General features: G+C 69.3%; 12 protein-coding genes. 6 read left to right on the top strand and 6 right to left on the bottom strand.

The features are described from left to right. Nucleotides 1–2: 2 nt before the first annotated feature. Nucleotides 3–440, top strand: coding sequence for an SRPBCC family protein (locus JOD67_RS18230; RefSeq protein ID WP_205118806.1), 438 nt, complete (start codon nt 3–5; stop codon nt 438–440). A gap of 142 nt (nt 441–582) precedes the next feature. On the opposite strand, the gene JOD67_RS18225 is transcribed toward JOD67_RS18230, so the two are convergent. Then, the gene (locus JOD67_RS18225; protein ID WP_205118805.1) at nt 583–1806 is read right to left on the bottom strand and encodes an alpha-hydroxy acid oxidase; all 1224 of its coding nucleotides are present in this window, start codon (nt 1804–1806) and stop codon (nt 583–585) included. Next, nucleotides 1803–4805: an alpha-mannosidase gene (locus JOD67_RS18220; protein WP_205118804.1), complete on the bottom strand. Its 3003-nt coding sequence runs from the start codon at nt 4803–4805 to the stop codon at nt 1803–1805. The genes JOD67_RS18225 and JOD67_RS18220 overlap by 4 nt, the downstream gene beginning before the upstream one ends. A 208-nt stretch (nt 4806–5013) precedes the next feature. Here JOD67_RS18220 and JOD67_RS18215 point away from each other — a divergent pair, with 208 nt between their 5' ends. The 3 genes from JOD67_RS18215 to JOD67_RS18205 are packed head-to-tail and all read left to right on the top strand — an operon-like array spanning nt 5014 to nt 8144. Then, a complete protein-coding gene (locus JOD67_RS18215; RefSeq protein WP_307782438.1) occupies nt 5014–6075 on the top strand; it encodes an NAD-dependent epimerase/dehydratase family protein in 1062 nt (353 codons plus the stop codon). 1 nt (nt 6076) lies between these two features. Beyond that, the gene (locus JOD67_RS18210; protein WP_205118803.1) at nt 6077–7141 is read left to right on the top strand and encodes a dihydrodipicolinate synthase family protein; all 1065 of its coding nucleotides are present in this window, start codon (nt 6077–6079) and stop codon (nt 7139–7141) included. Beyond that, nucleotides 7122–8144 carry a hydroxyacid dehydrogenase gene (locus JOD67_RS18205; RefSeq protein WP_239553902.1) on the top strand — a complete coding sequence of 341 codons (1023 nt, stop codon included), beginning with the start codon at nt 7122–7124 and terminating at the stop codon, nt 8142–8144. The genes JOD67_RS18210 and JOD67_RS18205 overlap by 20 nt, the downstream gene beginning before the upstream one ends. Nucleotides 8145–8836: 692 nt before the next feature. Here the strand turns inward: JOD67_RS18205 and JOD67_RS18200 are convergent. Further along, on the bottom strand, nt 8837–10060 hold the full coding sequence (locus JOD67_RS18200; RefSeq protein ID WP_205118802.1) for a hypothetical protein: 1224 nt from the start codon (nt 10058–10060) through the stop codon (nt 8837–8839). Between the two features lie 140 nt (nt 10061–10200). On the opposite strand from JOD67_RS18200, the gene JOD67_RS18195 reads away from it, so the two are divergent. Then, nucleotides 10201–11148, top strand: a complete 948-nt coding sequence (locus JOD67_RS18195; RefSeq protein ID WP_205118801.1) for a dihydrodipicolinate synthase family protein — start codon at nt 10201–10203, stop codon at nt 11146–11148. Here JOD67_RS18195 and JOD67_RS18190 read toward each other — a convergent pair. Continuing rightward, nucleotides 11142–12404, bottom strand: a complete 1263-nt coding sequence (locus JOD67_RS18190) for a M48 family metalloprotease (RefSeq protein ID WP_205118800.1) — start codon at nt 12402–12404, stop codon at nt 11142–11144. The genes JOD67_RS18195 and JOD67_RS18190 overlap by 7 nt on opposite strands. Nucleotides 12405–12427: 23 nt before the next feature. Next, the gene (locus JOD67_RS18185; RefSeq protein ID WP_205118799.1) at nt 12428–12931 is read right to left on the bottom strand and encodes a hypothetical protein; all 504 of its coding nucleotides are present in this window, start codon (nt 12929–12931) and stop codon (nt 12428–12430) included. A gap of 248 nt (nt 12932–13179) precedes the next feature. Here JOD67_RS18185 and JOD67_RS18180 point away from each other — a divergent pair, with 248 nt between their 5' ends. Beyond that, the gene (locus JOD67_RS18180) at nt 13180–14295 is read left to right on the top strand and encodes a GDSL-type esterase/lipase family protein (RefSeq protein WP_205118798.1); all 1116 of its coding nucleotides are present in this window, start codon (nt 13180–13182) and stop codon (nt 14293–14295) included. A gap of 113 nt (nt 14296–14408) precedes the next feature. On the opposite strand, the gene JOD67_RS18175 is transcribed toward JOD67_RS18180, so the two are convergent. Continuing rightward, nucleotides 14409–15422, bottom strand: a complete 1014-nt coding sequence (locus JOD67_RS18175; RefSeq protein WP_205118797.1) for a LacI family DNA-binding transcriptional regulator — start codon at nt 15420–15422, stop codon at nt 14409–14411. Between the last annotated feature and the right edge of the window lie 18 nt (nt 15423–15440).

The following is a 15440-nucleotide window of genomic DNA, read 5'->3' as shown; positions in this document are numbered from 1 at the left end:
CGGTGGGAACGGACCTGACGCGGATCGAGCTCGACCAGTTCTATCCGCACCCGCCGGCGAAGGTGTGGCGCGCGCTGACCGAGCCGGCGCTGATGGCGACGTGGCTGATGACGGCCGAGGACTTCGCGCCGCGGGTCGGTCAGCGCTTCACGTTCCGCGCCCGCCCCGTCGCCGCGACCGGCTTCTCCGGAACGGTGGCGTGCGAGGTGCTGGAGGCGGACGAGCCGAAGCGGCTCAGCTACAGCTGGAACGACGCCGGCCGCGACGACCCGCTCGGCTGGCTGGTGACCTGGGAGCTGCTCCCGGAGGGTAGGGGCACGCGGGTGCTGTTCACGCACAGCGGCTTCGACCCCGACAGCCCGACCGCCCAACTGTCCCGCACGATCATGGGCAGCGGCTGGCCCCGCATCCTCACCAACCTGGAGTCGGCCCTGACCTGATGCCACAAACTGTGGGGTTCTGGTAGCAACACGCTGGCGTGTTGCTACCAGAACCCCACAGTTTGGGCGGGCAGAGGTGGGCGGGCAGAGGTGGGCGGGCAGAGGTGGGTGGGCAGGCGAGGCTGGGAAGGGGGGCCGCAGGTCAGAACGTGACGGAGGGGAACGTCACGTGGGATGGCTCGAGCTCGGACACCTTGCTCACGCCGAGCAGCTGCATCGTTCGCTTGATCTCCGAGCCCAGGATCTCCGCCGCACGCTGCACGCCACGCTCGCCGCCGGCCATCAGGCCGTAGAGGTACGCGCGCCCCACCAGCACGGCCGACGCGCCCAAAGCGATCCCCGCCACGATGTCGGCACCGGTGAGTACGCCGGTGTCGATCATCACCTCGGTCTTGTCGCCGACCGCCTCGACCACCGGCGGCAGCAGCTCCAACGGGATCGGCGCGCGGTCCAGCTGACGCCCACCGTGGTTGGAGATCACGATGCCGTCAGCGCCAAGATCCACCACCCGCTTGGCGTCCTCGACACTCTGAACCCCCTTGATCACAAGGGATCCCGGCCAGATCTCGCGCATCCACTCCAGATCGGAGAATGTCACCGTCGGGTCGAACATCGAGTTGATCAGCTCCGCCACCGTGCCGTCGAAGGTCGACATCGACGCGAACGTGAGCGGCTTGGTCGTCAGCACGTTGAACCACCACGCCGGGTGGAGGCTCATGTCGAGCAGCGTCTTCACGGTCAACGACGGGGGGATCGTGAGCCCGTTCCGCACGTCGCGGTGCCGGTCCCCCGCCACCGGAACGTCGACCGTCAGCACCAGCGTCGTGTAGCCCGCCGCCAGCGCCCGCTCGATGAGCTCCTTGCCCGGCGCGCGGTCGTTCCAGACGTACAGCTGGAACCACTTGTCCGCGCCGGGTCCCGCCGCGGCGACCTCCTCGATCGTCGACGTGCCCAGCGTCGAGAGCGCGTATGGGATCCCGACCCGCTCCGCCGCGCGCACGACCGACGGCTCACCCTCGTGCTGCATCATCCGGGTGAACCCGGTCGGCGCGAACGCGAACGGGTACGCCGACTCGCGCCCGAGGATCGATGTCGACGTGTCGACCTTCGACACGTCCCGCAGGATCGCGGGATTGAACTGCAGTCGCCGATAGAGCGACCGAGAACGACGAAGCGTGATCTCGTCCTCGGCCGCGCCGTCGGTGTAGTCGAACGGCCCCTTGGGCGTACGCCGCTTCGCGATCGCGCGCAGATCGGCGATCGTGTGCGCACGCGCCAGCCGACGCTTGGTCGCGTCGAGCTCGAGCGGGCGGGTCCGGATCAGCGGACGCAGCTCGGACCATCGGGGCAGTCGACGTTCGATCATGAGCGAGACAACCTCAACGTAAGGATCTGGAACGGACGCAAGGACAGGTTGACAGTGCCCTCGACCAGCACGCGGTCGGCGAGCCGGCGCTCGAGCAGGTCGGTCTCCTCGACCTTCGAGACGTCGAACGAGGTCGACAGCTTGGCCGCCGCGCGACCGCCGAGCGACTCGTACAGCCGCACGACCACGTCGCCCGACTTGTCGTCGGCCAGCTTGACCGCCTCGACCACGACGGCCGGATTGTCAATGGAGACGAGAGGTTCGACGTTGTTCGCACCCTTGACGACCCGAGCGGGCAGGTTGATCCGGTAGCCCTCCTCGACCGCCTCGGAGATCCCCGCGCCCGGCACCAGCGCGTACGAGAACTTGTGCTCGCCGAGGTCGGTGACAGGGTCCGGAGCCTTCGGCGCCCGCAGCAGCGAGAGTCGTACGGTCGTGGTCGTGCCGCCGTCCTCGCGGACGTCGCGGGTCACGTCGTGGCCGTACTTCGAGTCGTTGACGAGCGCGTGTCCGTAGCCCGGCTCACCGACGTGAATCCACCGGTGCGCGCAGATCTCGAACTTGGCCGCCTCCCACGACGTGTTCTCGTGCGTGTCGCGGAACAGGTGCCCGAACTGCGTCTCCGACGCCGACCGGTCGGCCCGGATGTCCAACGGGAACGAGACCTTGAGGAACTTCTCCGTCTCGTCCCAGTCGATCACGTTGTCCACGTTGACCTGGCACTCGCCGGCCTGCACGCGGATCGTCTGCTTGATCGTCGAGCCGCTGAACGAACGCGTCACAGCGACCGCGGCCTCGTTCGGACCCTCCGAGACGACCTCGATGCTCTCGACGTCGACGATGTCCCGGACGTTCTTCCGGTAGAACGGGTCGACGTCCCACGCGTCCCACATGTTCGGGGTGTCGACGTGGAGCTGCAGCAGGTTGCCCGTCGCGCCTGGAGCGAGCGCCTCGCGCTGGGACTCGACCTCGTACACCGACGTGAGCAGGCCGCGCTTGTCGATGACGACCTTGAGCAGCCCGTTCTCCAGCACGAGGTTCGAGCCGTCGCGCGTCACCGTGACGCCCGGGGTGTGGCTGGCATGGACGTTCGCGGCGCCGAGCCCCGGCACGCCCTGACGCGGGTGCGGCGCGGCGTTGAACGCGATGTCCTTCTCGCCCTCGCCGGCCAGCGCCTGCTGCGCCTTGGCGATGATCGCCTCGAGCTCGACCGCGACCCGCGCGTACGTCTCCTCGGCCTCGCGGTGCACCCAGTGGATCGAGCTGCCCGGCAGGATGTCGTGGAACTGGTTGAGCAGAACGGCCTTCCAGATCCGGTCGATGTCCTCGTACGGGTACTCCGCGCCCACTCCGGCGACAGCCGCGGCGGTCGACCACAGCTCGGCCTCGCGCAGCAGGTGCTCGCTGCGCCGGTTGCCCTGCTTGGTCTTCGCCTGCGAGGTGTACGTGGCGCGGTGCAGCTCGAGGTAGAGCTCTCCGACCCACACGCCGGCGTTCGGGTACTCCGCTTCGGCGGCCTGGAAGAACTCGTACGGGTGCTGGATCTCCACCTTCGGCGAGGACTCCAGGTCCGCGACCCGCTCGGCCCGCGCGAGCATCTCGCGGGTGGGTCCGCCACCGCCGTCGCCGTGACCGAACGGGAGCAGCGACCGCGTGCCGCCGCCCTTGTCCTGGTAGTTGCGCTGCGCGTGCGCGAGCTCGCGACCGGTCAGCTGGCCGTTGTAGGTGTCGGCCGGCGGGAAGTGCGTGAACACGCGCGTCCCGTCGATGCCCTCCCACCAGAACGTGTGGTGCGGGAACTTGTTCGTCTGGTTCCAGGAGATCTTCTGGGTGAGGAAGTAGTCGTTGCCCGCCAGCTTGACGATCTGCGGCATTCCGGCGGAGTAGCCGAACGAGTCGGGCAGCCAGACGACCTTGGTCTCCACGCCGTACTCGTCGAGGAAGAACCGCTTGCCGTGGATGAACTGGCGAGCCATCGCCTCGCCGCCGACCATGTTGGAGTCCGACTCCACCCACATGCTGCCGATCGGGATGATCGACCCGTCCGCGACGGCCTGCTTCAGCTTGTCCCAGACCTTCGGGTGGTGGTCCTTCATCCAGGCGTGCTGCTGGGCTTGGGAGAACGCGAACTTGAACTCGGGGTGGTTGCCGACGAGCGAGGTGACGTTCGACACCGTACGGGCGACCTTGCGCACGGTCTCGCGCAGCGGCCACAGCCACGCGGAGTCGATGTGCGCGTGGCCCACCGCGGTGATCTGGTGCGCGCTCGCGTACGCCGGCTTGCCGAGCACGACCGCGAGCTCCGCGCGCGCCGCGGCGGCGCTGCCCGGGACGTCGTCGATGTCGATCGCGTCGAGCGCCCGGTCGAGCGCGCGCAGGATCTCCGACTTGCGCGGGAGCTCGTTCGGCAGTTCCTTCATCAGGCCCTCGAGGACCTCGATGTCGTTGACGAGGTTCCACACGTCGGCGTGGAAGACGGCGAGTTCGGCGCGCCCGATGGAGTACATCGGCTCGGTGCCGGCGGTCGACTTGTCACCGAGCTGGGTCGGCTTGAAGTCCGGCCAGCTCAGCACGTCCGGGTTGGCCGCGGCCTCCAGGTAGACCTGGAACTCGGTGCCGTCGACCGGAAGGTAGATGTTGTCCGGGTTGAGGCCCTTGATCGGGTCGCCGTCGCGGGTGTACGCGAGGCCCTCGGCGCTGAAGCCCGGACCGCCGCCGAACCCGAGGTCGACGACCGCCTCGACGCGCTTGCCGTTCCACTCGGCCGGAACGGTGCCGGTCAGCCGGAACCAGCTGGTGCCCCACGGAGGGCCCCACTTCTCCCCGAGTTGGACGGGTTTGTAGTCCGCTCGCAGTGCGTCGGCGACCGAAACCGGCTCGCCCGGCGCGTGCCACACCTCGATGTCGAGGGGCACCCTTTCGCCGTACACCGCCGGCTTGATCCGTTGCCGGAGAGCCCGCCCGAGACGGTTCTCGATCAGGCTGCGGTCGTCATGCATCAGGCCTCCGAACAGCGCTGGATTGCCCAGCTGGAATCGTTCCTACAACGTACCGTCGAGATTGTCTGCACGACGCTAGCTCACGGCGCCGGCAGGCTCGCCCACCTGCCCACCCACAGCGTCTCCCCCACTCCCAACCGCGACCGGATGCTGACGGTCGGTCTCCCTGAGCTTTCAGATACGGTCTCGACCGTTTATGTTGGACCCCGTGACGGGCCCTCGGGACGAGCAGGAAGGGCGGGCCTTGGTGTTCGGTACCGAAGAAGAGTGGGAGGACCGGCTCGCTGAGCCGTCCGCGGCTCTCGTCTCCGACCTTGCCGCGACGGAGGGCGACCTGGTCGTCCTCGGCGCCGGCGGCAAGATGGGGCCCAGCCTCTGCCACCTCGCGCGGCGTGCTCTCGACGCGGCTGGACAGACGGATCGCCAGGTCATCGCGGTGTCGCGGTGGACTGACAAGGTCGTCGAGAAGCGGCTGACCGAGCGCGGCGTTCGTACGGTCACGTTCGATCTCAGCCCGGACGCCGACCTGTCGGGGCTGCCCGACGGGGCGCAGGTCGTCTACATGGTCGGCGCGAAGTTCGGGTCGACCGGCCAGCCGGCGGCGACGTGGGCGGTCAACGCGCTGCTGCCCGCGACGGTCGCGCGGCGCTACGCCGACTCCCGGATCGCGGCGTTCTCGACCGGCAACGTCTACCCGCTCGTCGCCGTGGACAGCGGTGGCTCGGTCGAGACCGACCCGATGGACCCGGTCGGTGAGTACGCGATGTCCTGCCTCGGCCGCGAGCGCGTCTTCGAGCACGCCGCGCTTTCGCGGGGCACGAAGGTCGCGCTGATCCGGCTGAACTACGCGATCGACCTGCGGTACGGCGTGCTGGCCGACATCGGCCGCTCCGTCCGCGACGGCGACCCCGTCGACGTGACGACCGGGCACGTCAACGTCGTCTCGCAAGCGTACGCGAACGAGGTCGCGCTCCGCTCGCTCCTTCATGCTGACAGCCCGGCGGTCGCACTGAACGTCACCGGCCCCGAGACGCTCTCGGTGCGGTCGGTGGCGGCGGATTTCGGGCAGCTGCTGGGCACCTCGCCCTCGTACGTGGGGACCGAGGCGCCGACGGCGTTGCTGTCGAACGCCTCACGTTGTTTCTCGTTGTTCGGGCCACCGCCGTTGCTGGCCCCGGATCTCATTGCCGCGCAGGCGGACTGGCTGCGATCAGGGGGCGTGCTGTGGGACAAGCCGACGAAGTTCCAGCGGCGGGACGGGCGGTTCTGACATGACCACGATCTTGGAGCTACCTCGGGCTGAGTCCGAGCTGCTCGCCACCGGCTGCGTGATTCCGGCGCACCCGCTGGCGTTGACCGCCGAACGGAAGCTGGACGAGCAGCGGCAGCGGGCGTTGACGCGCTACTACGTGGCCGCCGGCGCGGGCGGCATCGCGGTCGGCGTGCACACGACGCAGTTCGGGATCCGTTCCGTGGGGCTGCTCGAGCCTGTTCTCGACCTCGCCCGGGAGACGATGGACGACGCGCTGGCGGGCCGGCCGTTCGTCCGGATCGCCGGCGCCTGCGGCGACACCGCCCAGGCGGCCGCCGAGGCCGAGCTCGCGGCGTCGCTCGGCTACCACGCGGTGCTGCTCGGCCCGGCCGGGACCTCCGGTCTGGACGAGCAGGAGCTGCTGCAGCGGGCGAAGGTCGTCGGCGAGGTGCTTCCCGTCGTCGGCTTCTACCTGCAGGAGGCCGTGGGCGGGCGTTTCCTCTCGCGGGAGTTCTGGCGGACGCTCGCCGACCTGCCGTGCGTGGTCGGGGCGAAGATCGCGCCGTTCGACCGGTACCGCACGTTGGACGCCGTTCGCGGGATCTCCGAGTCGTCGCGTGGCTCGTCGGTGGCCTTGTACACGGGGAACGACGACAACATCGTCGCGGACCTACTGACGCCGATCGAGCTGGCGGGGCCGTCCGGTCCTGTGACTCGGCGGATCGTCGGGGGCTTGCTCGGGCAGTGGGCGGTGTGGACCGACGCGGCCGTACGGATGCTGTCCGACGTACGCCGCGCGTGGGCCGGCGACGACCACGCGCTGCGCTCGCTGACCACGATGGGGCCGCGGCTGACGGACGCGAACGCGGCGATCTTCGACGCGGTGAACCGGTTCGCCGGGTGCATCCCCGGGGTACATGAGGTGCTGCGGCGACAGGGTCTGCTGGCCGGGACGTGGTGCCTGGATCCGGACGAGGCGTTGTCGCCGGGTCAGGCTCAGGCGATCGACCACGTCTGCCGGGCGTACCCGGAGCTGACCGACGACCAGTTCGTGGAGGAGCACCTTGACGAATGGCTCCGCTGAGTCGTTGCGAGTCGCCGTCGCGACCTCGCCGGAGCTGCAGTCGGTGTTCTTCTCGCCTGCGGCGTGGGCTCGGCTGTGCTCTTCGTTCGCCGTGACGGCAGCGGACGGGCCGGTGACGTCGCCGTCTTCGTACGGCGCGCTGCTCGGCTCGGCCGACGTGGTGGTGACGGCATGGGGCACTCCGCCTCTTTCCGGCGAGCTGCTCGCGGGCGCGCCGTCGTTGGGTTTGCTCGCCCACACGGGCGCTTCGGTGAAGCCGTTCGTCTCCACTGACTGCTGGGCGCGCGGGGTACGGGTGACGCAGGCGGGGATGCCGATGGCCCGTTCGGTGGCGGACGCGGCTTTGGCGCACACGTTGGCTTTGCTGCATCGGCTGCACCGGTTCGACCACTCGATGCGGGACGGGACAGCTTGGACGGTCGCGCGTACGTCGGTGCCGGAGCGGCGCGAGATCGGCCGCGTGCGGATCGGCGTGGTGGGGGCGTCGCGGACGGGGCGCTTCTACATCTCGCGTGTGCTGGCCTTGGGCGCTTCGGTCGTGGTCTACGACCCTTTCCTGTCCGCCTCGGAGGCCGCGCTGCTCGGGGTCTCCGTGGTCTCGCTGGACGAGCTGCTGCGGACGTCACAGCTGGTGGCGCTGCACGCGCCGATCCTGCCGGAGACGCACCACATGATCGGGCGGCGCGAGCTCTCTTTGATGCCTGATGGTGGGCTGCTGGTGAACACCGCGCGGGCGTGGCTCGTCGACGGTGCCGCGCTGCTGGCCGAACTGTCGTCGGGTCGGCTGGACGCGGCTTTGGACGTGTACGACGAGGAACCGCTACCGCTGGCGCACCCGCTGCGCTCGTTGCCGAACGTCCTGCTCGCGCCGCACACTGCTGGGGCGTCGCTGGACGCGCGGCACGACGCTGGTGAGCTGCTGATCGACGAGATCTCTCGTTATGCGGCTGGTCTGCCTTTGGAGCACGAGATCTCCGAGGACATGCTGGCTCGGATGGGCTGACCCCCTTTGTTGTTTGGAATGAGGGCGTCCCTGTAGCGATCTATTCGATAGAGGGCGTCCCTGATTCGAAACGCTCCGCTGGTGGGTCGGCCGCTTCCCGCATCGTGACTGCCTCTTGGGGCTGAGGCCCTCGCTCGGATGTCGGACAGTTGTCCGTGATCATGAACGTGATCATGAAGGCGAACCCGGCGTATACGACTGGTTGGGCTTCATGATCACGTTCATGATCACGGGCTGGGTTGGATGAAGGTGCCCTTCATCCAATGCCGGTTGTTGCTGGCGGAGCTCTTCTGGGTTTGGTGCTGTCTTGGTGCGGTGTTCCGGTGCGAGCTCTCTGGGAGTTGGTGCTCTTCGGGGACTGTGGCGGCGGTCGATGGTGGTGGCCGGTCCGGGGCGCGTCAAGGGCGTCGCGGCGGCTTCGCAGATGGGGCGACGTCGCTTCGCGACCGCGGAGCGGCCCTTGACTCGCCCCGACCCGGCCACCTGTTTTAACGCGCCGCCCCCGCCCCCGGAACAGGTGTCCCGGGGGAGGTTCCTTCTTGCTGGGGTTTGCTGCCGTGCTGAGGTCGCTTGTTGGCCCTCGGTCTCTTGTGGTGACGATGAAGCCGGGGCCGTCCGTTGCCCGCTGTTTTGAATGAAGGGCACCTTCATTCAATAGGTTCGAATGAAGGGGCCCTTCATACAAACTGGCGCTAGAGGTCGAGGCGGTAGATCACTGGTGGGCGGCCCATCTGGCCTTCCGACAGGGTTCCCACTGGGATGGCTGCGCCGGCGCGCTCGAGGCGCTTGAGGAGGCGGCGGGCGCTGCGTTCTTGGATGGAGAATGCCTGCGCCACCTCGGTTGCGGTGACCAGTGGTTCCTCGGCGTTGTCGACGAGGCGTCGCAGCGACTGCAGTGTCGTACGGCTCATGCCCAGCCGCTGTGCCAGGCGGCCGAGGTCGACTGGGCCCTTCTCCGTCACGCGGTCCTTGGTCAGCACGATGTCCGCGTCGTGCGGCGCGGCGAGGATCGCGGCGACGTCGCCCTGGACGCGGGCACGGGCGAGGGCGCGGGCGGCGTGGGCGGCGGCCTCGCCGGCGGAACGGCCGAGGCCGAGCCCCACGTGGACGGCGCCGTGGCGTTCGGCGAGCTGTTCGAGGAACGGTGCGACGCGGAAGTCGTCGGTCGCGCGTTCCAGCGGGCCGCGCGTCGTCACGAGCAGGTACCGGCCCTCGTCGATGCCGACGATCGCGCCGCCGAGCTCGGCGAGGTCGCGTTCGAGGCCGTTGTCGGCGCGGGAGAGCTGAACGAAGCCGATCGCGACCTGCGCGTCGGAGTGGTGCCGGCTGCGGGTGAGCAGGACGAGCTGCTCGACGGCCTCGCGGATGTCGCGCGGCGCGGGCGCGAGCCGGACGACGGGCATCTCCTTGCGCAGTTCGTCGTACGCCGACCGCAGACAGGTGATCGCGACCGTCGCCCCGTCGCGCTGTCGGGCGGTCCGGTGGAACTCGACGACGTCGGCGGAGCGGACGGTCGGTTCGTACACCATGGTCAGCGCGGTCTCGGCGGGCAGCCCCGCCTCGTCGAGCGTCTCGGCGACCTCGTTCGGCTGCAGCGTGTCGATGCTGACACGGCGCAGGTCGGCGCCGGCGCGGAGCAGCTTGAGCAGTGCGGCGAGGAGCGTGACGCCGGAGTACGAGACGTGCTCGGCGGGCAGATCGACGACGTTCTCCGCGGTCGCGATCTCGTGCGGGACGACGCCGGTGAACAGCCAGGCGTCGACTTCCTCGGCGTTGGCGCGGATGATGTCGACGGTCTCCTGCTCGCCCTTGTACGGTAGCGGCAGCGCCTTCAGCTGCGCCGTCGTCTCGACGGCCTCGACGACGCGTGGGACGAGGTCGGACGGGCCGACGACGCCGAACGTGAGCAGAGCCATTACTGGCCTCCTCCGGTGCGGTCCAAGCGGCGATCCATGTCAGGTAGGTTACGGCCGCGACCGGAATAATGGGGGGCGGCGTCCCGAACTAGCCTGACCGGAGTCGACATGTCCCCAGTGAACCAGTGCAGACTCGTCCCATGACGGTGAACGCCGAAAAGGACGCGGACCGAATCCAGGCGCTGCGTTCCCGGCTTCGGGGGCGTGTGATCGCGGCGACGTTGACGCCGTTCTCGTCGTCGGGGTCGGTGTTGCGGGACTCGGTGGCCCCGTACGCGTCCGCGGTGGCCGCTTCGGGAGTGGGTGGGCTCGCGGTGGGGGCGCACACGGGGCGGGGATCTTCGTTACCTGCTTCGGAGCTGGCCTGGTTGGTCGGCGAGTTCGGCACCGTGACTGGACTGCCTGTGGTGGCGGGGGTCGCGGCAGCTCGTGGTGACTTCGAGGCGTCGTTGCCGGTGGCTTCGTCGCTGGTCTCCGCGGGAGCGTCGGGGCTGCTCGTGTATCCGGTGCCGGGAGCCTCTCCTGCCGAGATCGTGGAGTTGCATGCGCTGCTGGGGTCTTCGCTCCAGATCCCGCTGATCGTGTTCGTGCTGTACTCGCGCGCATCGGGCTGCCAGTACTCTCCCGCGACCGTCGCCGAGCTCGTCTCATTGCCATGGGTCGCCGGCGTCAAGCTGGCCTTGCTCGACGACGCGATGGGTTGTCAGGACCTGATCGCCGCGGCCCGTTCCGCCGCACCGTCGACGCTCGTGCTGACCGGCGAGGATCGGATGTACGGGCCGTCGATGATGTGGGGCGCCGACTCCGCGCTGGTCGGCATCGCATCGGCACTGCCTTCGTGGTCGGTGGCAGTGCTGGACGCGTGGATGGCGGGCGACCACTCGGCGTTCGTCGCGGCGTCGATGCGGCTGGATGCCCTTGCGCAGTTGACTTTCCGGGAGCCTATGGAGGGGTACGTCCAACGGATGGCGTGGACGGCGCAGTGGGAGGGGATCATCCCGGCTTCCGCGGCGTACGACCCGTACGGCCCGCCGCTGCCCGCCTCGGAGCGCGAGGAGCTGTGGAAGGCACTCGAGTCGCTTCAGTAGTACAGGTCGCGCAGGCTCTGCTCGCGCAGGTCCTTGGCGATCTGGGCGTACGCCGGCGCGAGCTCCTTGTCGATCAGCTCGGACTCGGTGCGGCCGACCACGACGGCCGCCGCCAGCTGCGGGCGCGCTTTGGCGAGCTCGATGCGCAGGTGGGTCGGCGGGTGGCTCTCGTCGACGCGCAGGTCTCGCTTGGCGGCGACCCGTTTGAGGCGTTCCCACTCGATCGGCGGGACGGACGCCAGGTGCTCGCGTTGGATCCGCCACAGCTCGTCCGGGTGCACCTGGCGGCGGACCGCGGTGTCCATCGTGCGGAGCGAGGCGGTGCCGAGGAGGGCGATCTCCAGGCCTCGCACCGTCGCCTGGCTGGAGCCGATGCGGGAGCCGAGCTGGTCGGCGAGGTACTCGGCGTACTGGCCGGCGCGCAGCGTGACGAGCATGAGCGCGGTGCCGAGCGCGTACGGGATCGCCGAGAGGCCGCGGAGCACGGTGCGCGCGACCGCGGAGAAGAACGCCAGGTCCTCGTCCCAGTGCACGCGCCCGTTCAGCAGGTAGTGGAGCTGACCCATCCCTTGGACCGCGGTGAACACGATCAGCCGGTGCCGCTGGTCGTGGTTGACGAAGTGGCCGATCTCGTGACCGAGGAGCTCGGCGCGTTCCTGCGGGCCGAGAACGTTCCACAGCGGCAGGCCGATCTCGAGGATCGGGCGCTGCCGGATGCCGTACCTCCCCGCCGTGGCGTTGAAGTCCGCGCTGACAACGACCTCGAGCCGCGGCCCGCCGAGCTCCGCCGAGATCCGGTCGACCAGGGCGTAGAGGCGCGGGGCGTCGTCGCGTTCCAGCCGTCGTACGTCCCCGTCGAGCTTGCCGAACCTCGGCCGCATCGCGATCGCGACGCCGATCAGGGCGAGGGCGGGGAACCAGGCGAACGGGTTCCGCCACCAGGCGACGAGCATCCAGACGCCGGTGACGAAGACGGCGAGCGTGAGCAGATGGATCGCGGCCGCGACCACGGTGGCGCCGACGGAGGCGAGATCCCTGCCCGGCTTGAGCTCCTGGCGGTCGCGTACCTCCTCGAACAGCGACCGGACGAGCCGTTCCTCCGCCCGGCGGCGGTACCGCGCGACGCGCGTGTCCTTGGTGGGCTGCTTCGAGGGATCGAGTCCCCAGTCACAGCGATCGCACCACTTGACGAACCGCGGATCCGTCGTCCGCAGCCCCACGCCACACTCCGGGCAGCGCCCATCCCCCGCCTGCATGGCGGCATCATGCCAGCGCTGGCTCAGCTCTGCGCGAAGAACGCCTTCGCCAGCTCGTCCGCGAGCGGGGCGGTGCCGAGGCGCTCGAGGTAGTCGACCTGCTCGTTGGCAGGGAGGGCGAGGCGGCCAATGCGGCGGAGGAGGTCGACGAAGTGGCGCGCCCGGAACGCCGCGCGCATGGGCCGCTCGCGTTCGACGAAGACCTGGTAGTCGTCCAGCGCGTCGGACACCGAGCCGCCGATCTCGGGGTCGTCCAGCCGCCACAGCAGCTCGGCCACCGCGCCGTCGTCCAACATCCCGTGCAGGCGGGCCAGATGCCCCAGCGCCGTGGCGGCATTGTGCCGGAGCTCGATCTCGTCGTGGTCCAACAGCCGCAGACATTCGCCCTGCACGCGTTGCCAGTCGTCGTTATGCAGCGCGAGCCCGAGCAACTCCCGCACAGCCGCCTCGACCCCGCCGCCGTCGAGGGCATGCTGGAGCCGCGACCAGTCCCCTGGTGGGATCGAGACGTACCGACCGATGCTCACGCAGGCAAGTACAGCCGGGGGAACGCCTGGCAGTACAGCGAATTAGTGGCCGATGGTCCCTTCCATGCCCGGCGCCAGCACCGCGCCAGCGCTGGTGCCCAACTCCTGGCCACAAGCTGCCTGGACTGACCCCTTGGCGGCCTCGGGCCGCTGCGTTCTAATGCATTACAACGTGGAAATGTCGGTGCACTCGCGGCGGGATCCCCACACACGTTGGCGATTCGCGTTGTCAGGACAGGAGATTCCAGATGAAGTCGGGAGTGAAAGCGTGGGCCATGAAGCTGGGCGGCCTGGTCGGCGGTTCCGCGATCCTGGCGGCGGGCGGCTTGGCGAGCTCGGGGCAGGCCCCGGATCAGTCACTCGTGCCGGTTGAGGCGGCCGCGACCGTACGGATCATGCCGCTCGGCGACTCGAACACCGCCGGCGCCGACAGCGCGCAGGGTGGATACCGGACCGATCTGTGGCAACTGCTCGCCGCGGACGGCCGGGAGGTGGACTTCGTCGGCTCAGGATCGGCCGGCGGCCCGGCGTTGCCGGACAAGAACCACGAGGGTCACGGCGGCTGGACGATCCAGCAGATCCACGACAACGTGATCGGCTGGCTGCAGACCCAGCAGCCGCAGGTCGTGCTGCTGCAGATCGGCACCAACGACATGTACACCGACGCGTCGACCGCGGGTGCGCCGGCCAGGATGACCGCGCTGCTGAATCGGATCACCAGCACCGCGCCGGATGCCGAGGTGATCGTCACCACGCTGCCGCCCCTCGCCGACGCCAACCACAACCGGCGGGTGCAGGCGTTCAACCAGCTCCTGCCCGGCCTGGTCGGGTCGCTGGCAGGCGCCGGCCGGAACGTGCGGCTGACCGACACCGGCAGCGCGCTGATCCAGGGCGACCTGATCGACCCGTTCCACCCGGGCTACGGCGCGGTGTCGAGGGCGGCGGCCCGCTGGTACACGGCGCTGACCGGCATCGAACTGACCCGGTACGAGGCCGAGCAGACCTCGAACGCGACGTTGGTGAACGCGGTCCGGCTGGGTAGCAACGTGAGCTCGTCCGGCGGCACCAAGGTCGGCAAGATCGATTTCGCGGACAGCTCGGTCACCTTCACCGTCCAGGCCGCCACCGCTGGCCCGCACCGGATCCGGATCCGCGGCGGGAACGGGATGACCACGGTCTGCAGCCACAACCTCTCCGTGAACGGCGGCGCCGCGACGTCCGTGCAGTACCAGCCTCTCGGCTGGGAGAACTGGACCATGGTCGGGGTCGACCTGACCCTGAACGCCGGGCCGAACACGCTGAAGTTCACCAAGGGCGCCTGCTTCGCCGAGATCGACGCGCTCTACCTGAGCGGACCCAGCTGAGTCAGCCTTCGGCGAAGAACGCCTGGGCCAGCTCGCGAATCGTGGCCCAGGCGGGATCGATATGTAGCGGCCGTTGCTCACTCAGCACGTACAGCCGCCAGCGGTACAGCGAATTAGCGGCCGATGGTCGACTCGCGGGCGATCAGCTCGTAGTTCGTGTACACCTCTTGCGGGCCACGGTCCGCGGCCGAGCCGTTCAGCTGGGCGTTCAACAGCTCGATCGACTGCGCCGCCAGCTGTTCCTTGTCCGGCGAGATCGTCGACAGCGTAGGTGTCGAGAAGCGGCCGTCCTCGATGTCGTCGAAGCCCATCACCGCGATGTCGTCCGGCACCCGGATCCCGTGCGACGCCAACGTACGCAACGCGCCAAGCGCCAGCAGGTCGGAGAAGCAGAACACCGCGTCCGGCAACGGCTTCTGGGCCAGCAACAGCTCCATCGCCTCGGCGCCGTCGGCTCGGTGGAAGCGGGTCGCGCTGGCGACCAGGTTCTTGTCCGCCGAGACACCCGCCGACTTCAACGCCTGCTGATAACCCCGCAGCCGGAGCCGCGCCGTCACGCCGGCCGCCACCTTCTGGGAGCCGATCGCCCCGATGCGCTTGCGGCCAAGCGAAATCAGGTGCTCGGTCGCCTCCCGAGCCGCGCGAACGTTGTCGATGACGACGTGGTCCGCCGGTCCGTGGTGGATCCGCTCGCCCAGCAGCACCATCGGCGTCGCGTCCGTACGCTCGTCCAGATCCGCCGCGGTCAACGCCAACGGGCTCAGCACCAACCCGTCAATCAGCTGGTCGCGAATCCCCCCGATCACCAGACGTTCCCGGTCCCGCGCGCCCTCGGTCTGGTCGACCAGAACGGTCAACCCGTGCCCCGCCGCCGCGGCCACGAAGTGGCGAGCCAGCTCGGCGAAGTACGGCTGGTCCAGCTCCGGCACCGCCAGCGCGATCACGCCGGTCCGCCCCTGGCGCAGGCTCCGCGCGGACAGGTTCGGGCGGTAGTTCAGCTCCGCGATGGCCTGCTCGACGCGCTCCCGAGTCTCCTTGCGCACATGGATGTACCCGTTCACGACGTTCGACACCGTCTTCGGGGACACCTGGGCAAGCTCAGCGACATCCCGCAGCGTCGTGCGCATCCATGCCTCCAACTACGT

The sequence above is a fragment of the Tenggerimyces flavus genome (genome assembly GCF_016907715.1).
GTDB classification, from domain to species: Bacteria; Actinomycetota; Actinomycetes; order Propionibacteriales; family Actinopolymorphaceae; genus Tenggerimyces; species Tenggerimyces flavus.
Note: the sequence above shows the minus strand (reverse complement) of the source record. Positions and strands in the feature narration are given on the sequence as shown.

Excerpts from the sequence above, each read along its gene's own strand:
- JOD67_RS18225 (WP_205118805.1), bottom strand. The coding sequence starts at position 1,806 with ATGATCGAACGTCGACTGCCCCGATGGTCCGAGCTGCGTCCGCTGATC.
- JOD67_RS18220 (WP_205118804.1), bottom strand. The coding sequence starts at position 4,805 with ATGCATGACGACCGCAGCCTGATCGAGAACCGTCTCGGGCGGGCTCTC.
- JOD67_RS18210 (WP_205118803.1), top strand. The coding sequence starts at position 6,077 with ATGACCACGATCTTGGAGCTACCTCGGGCTGAGTCCGAGCTGCTCGCC.
- JOD67_RS18200 (WP_205118802.1), bottom strand. The coding sequence starts at position 10,060 with ATGGCTCTGCTCACGTTCGGCGTCGTCGGCCCGTCCGACCTCGTCCCA.
- JOD67_RS18195 (WP_205118801.1), top strand. The coding sequence starts at position 10,201 with ATGACGGTGAACGCCGAAAAGGACGCGGACCGAATCCAGGCGCTGCGT.
- JOD67_RS18190 (WP_205118800.1), bottom strand. The coding sequence starts at position 12,404 with ATGCAGGCGGGGGATGGGCGCTGCCCGGAGTGTGGCGTGGGGCTGCGG.
- JOD67_RS18180 (WP_205118798.1), top strand. The coding sequence starts at position 13,180 with ATGAAGTCGGGAGTGAAAGCGTGGGCCATGAAGCTGGGCGGCCTGGTC.
- JOD67_RS18175 (WP_205118797.1), bottom strand. The coding sequence starts at position 15,422 with ATGCGCACGACGCTGCGGGATGTCGCTGAGCTTGCCCAGGTGTCCCCG.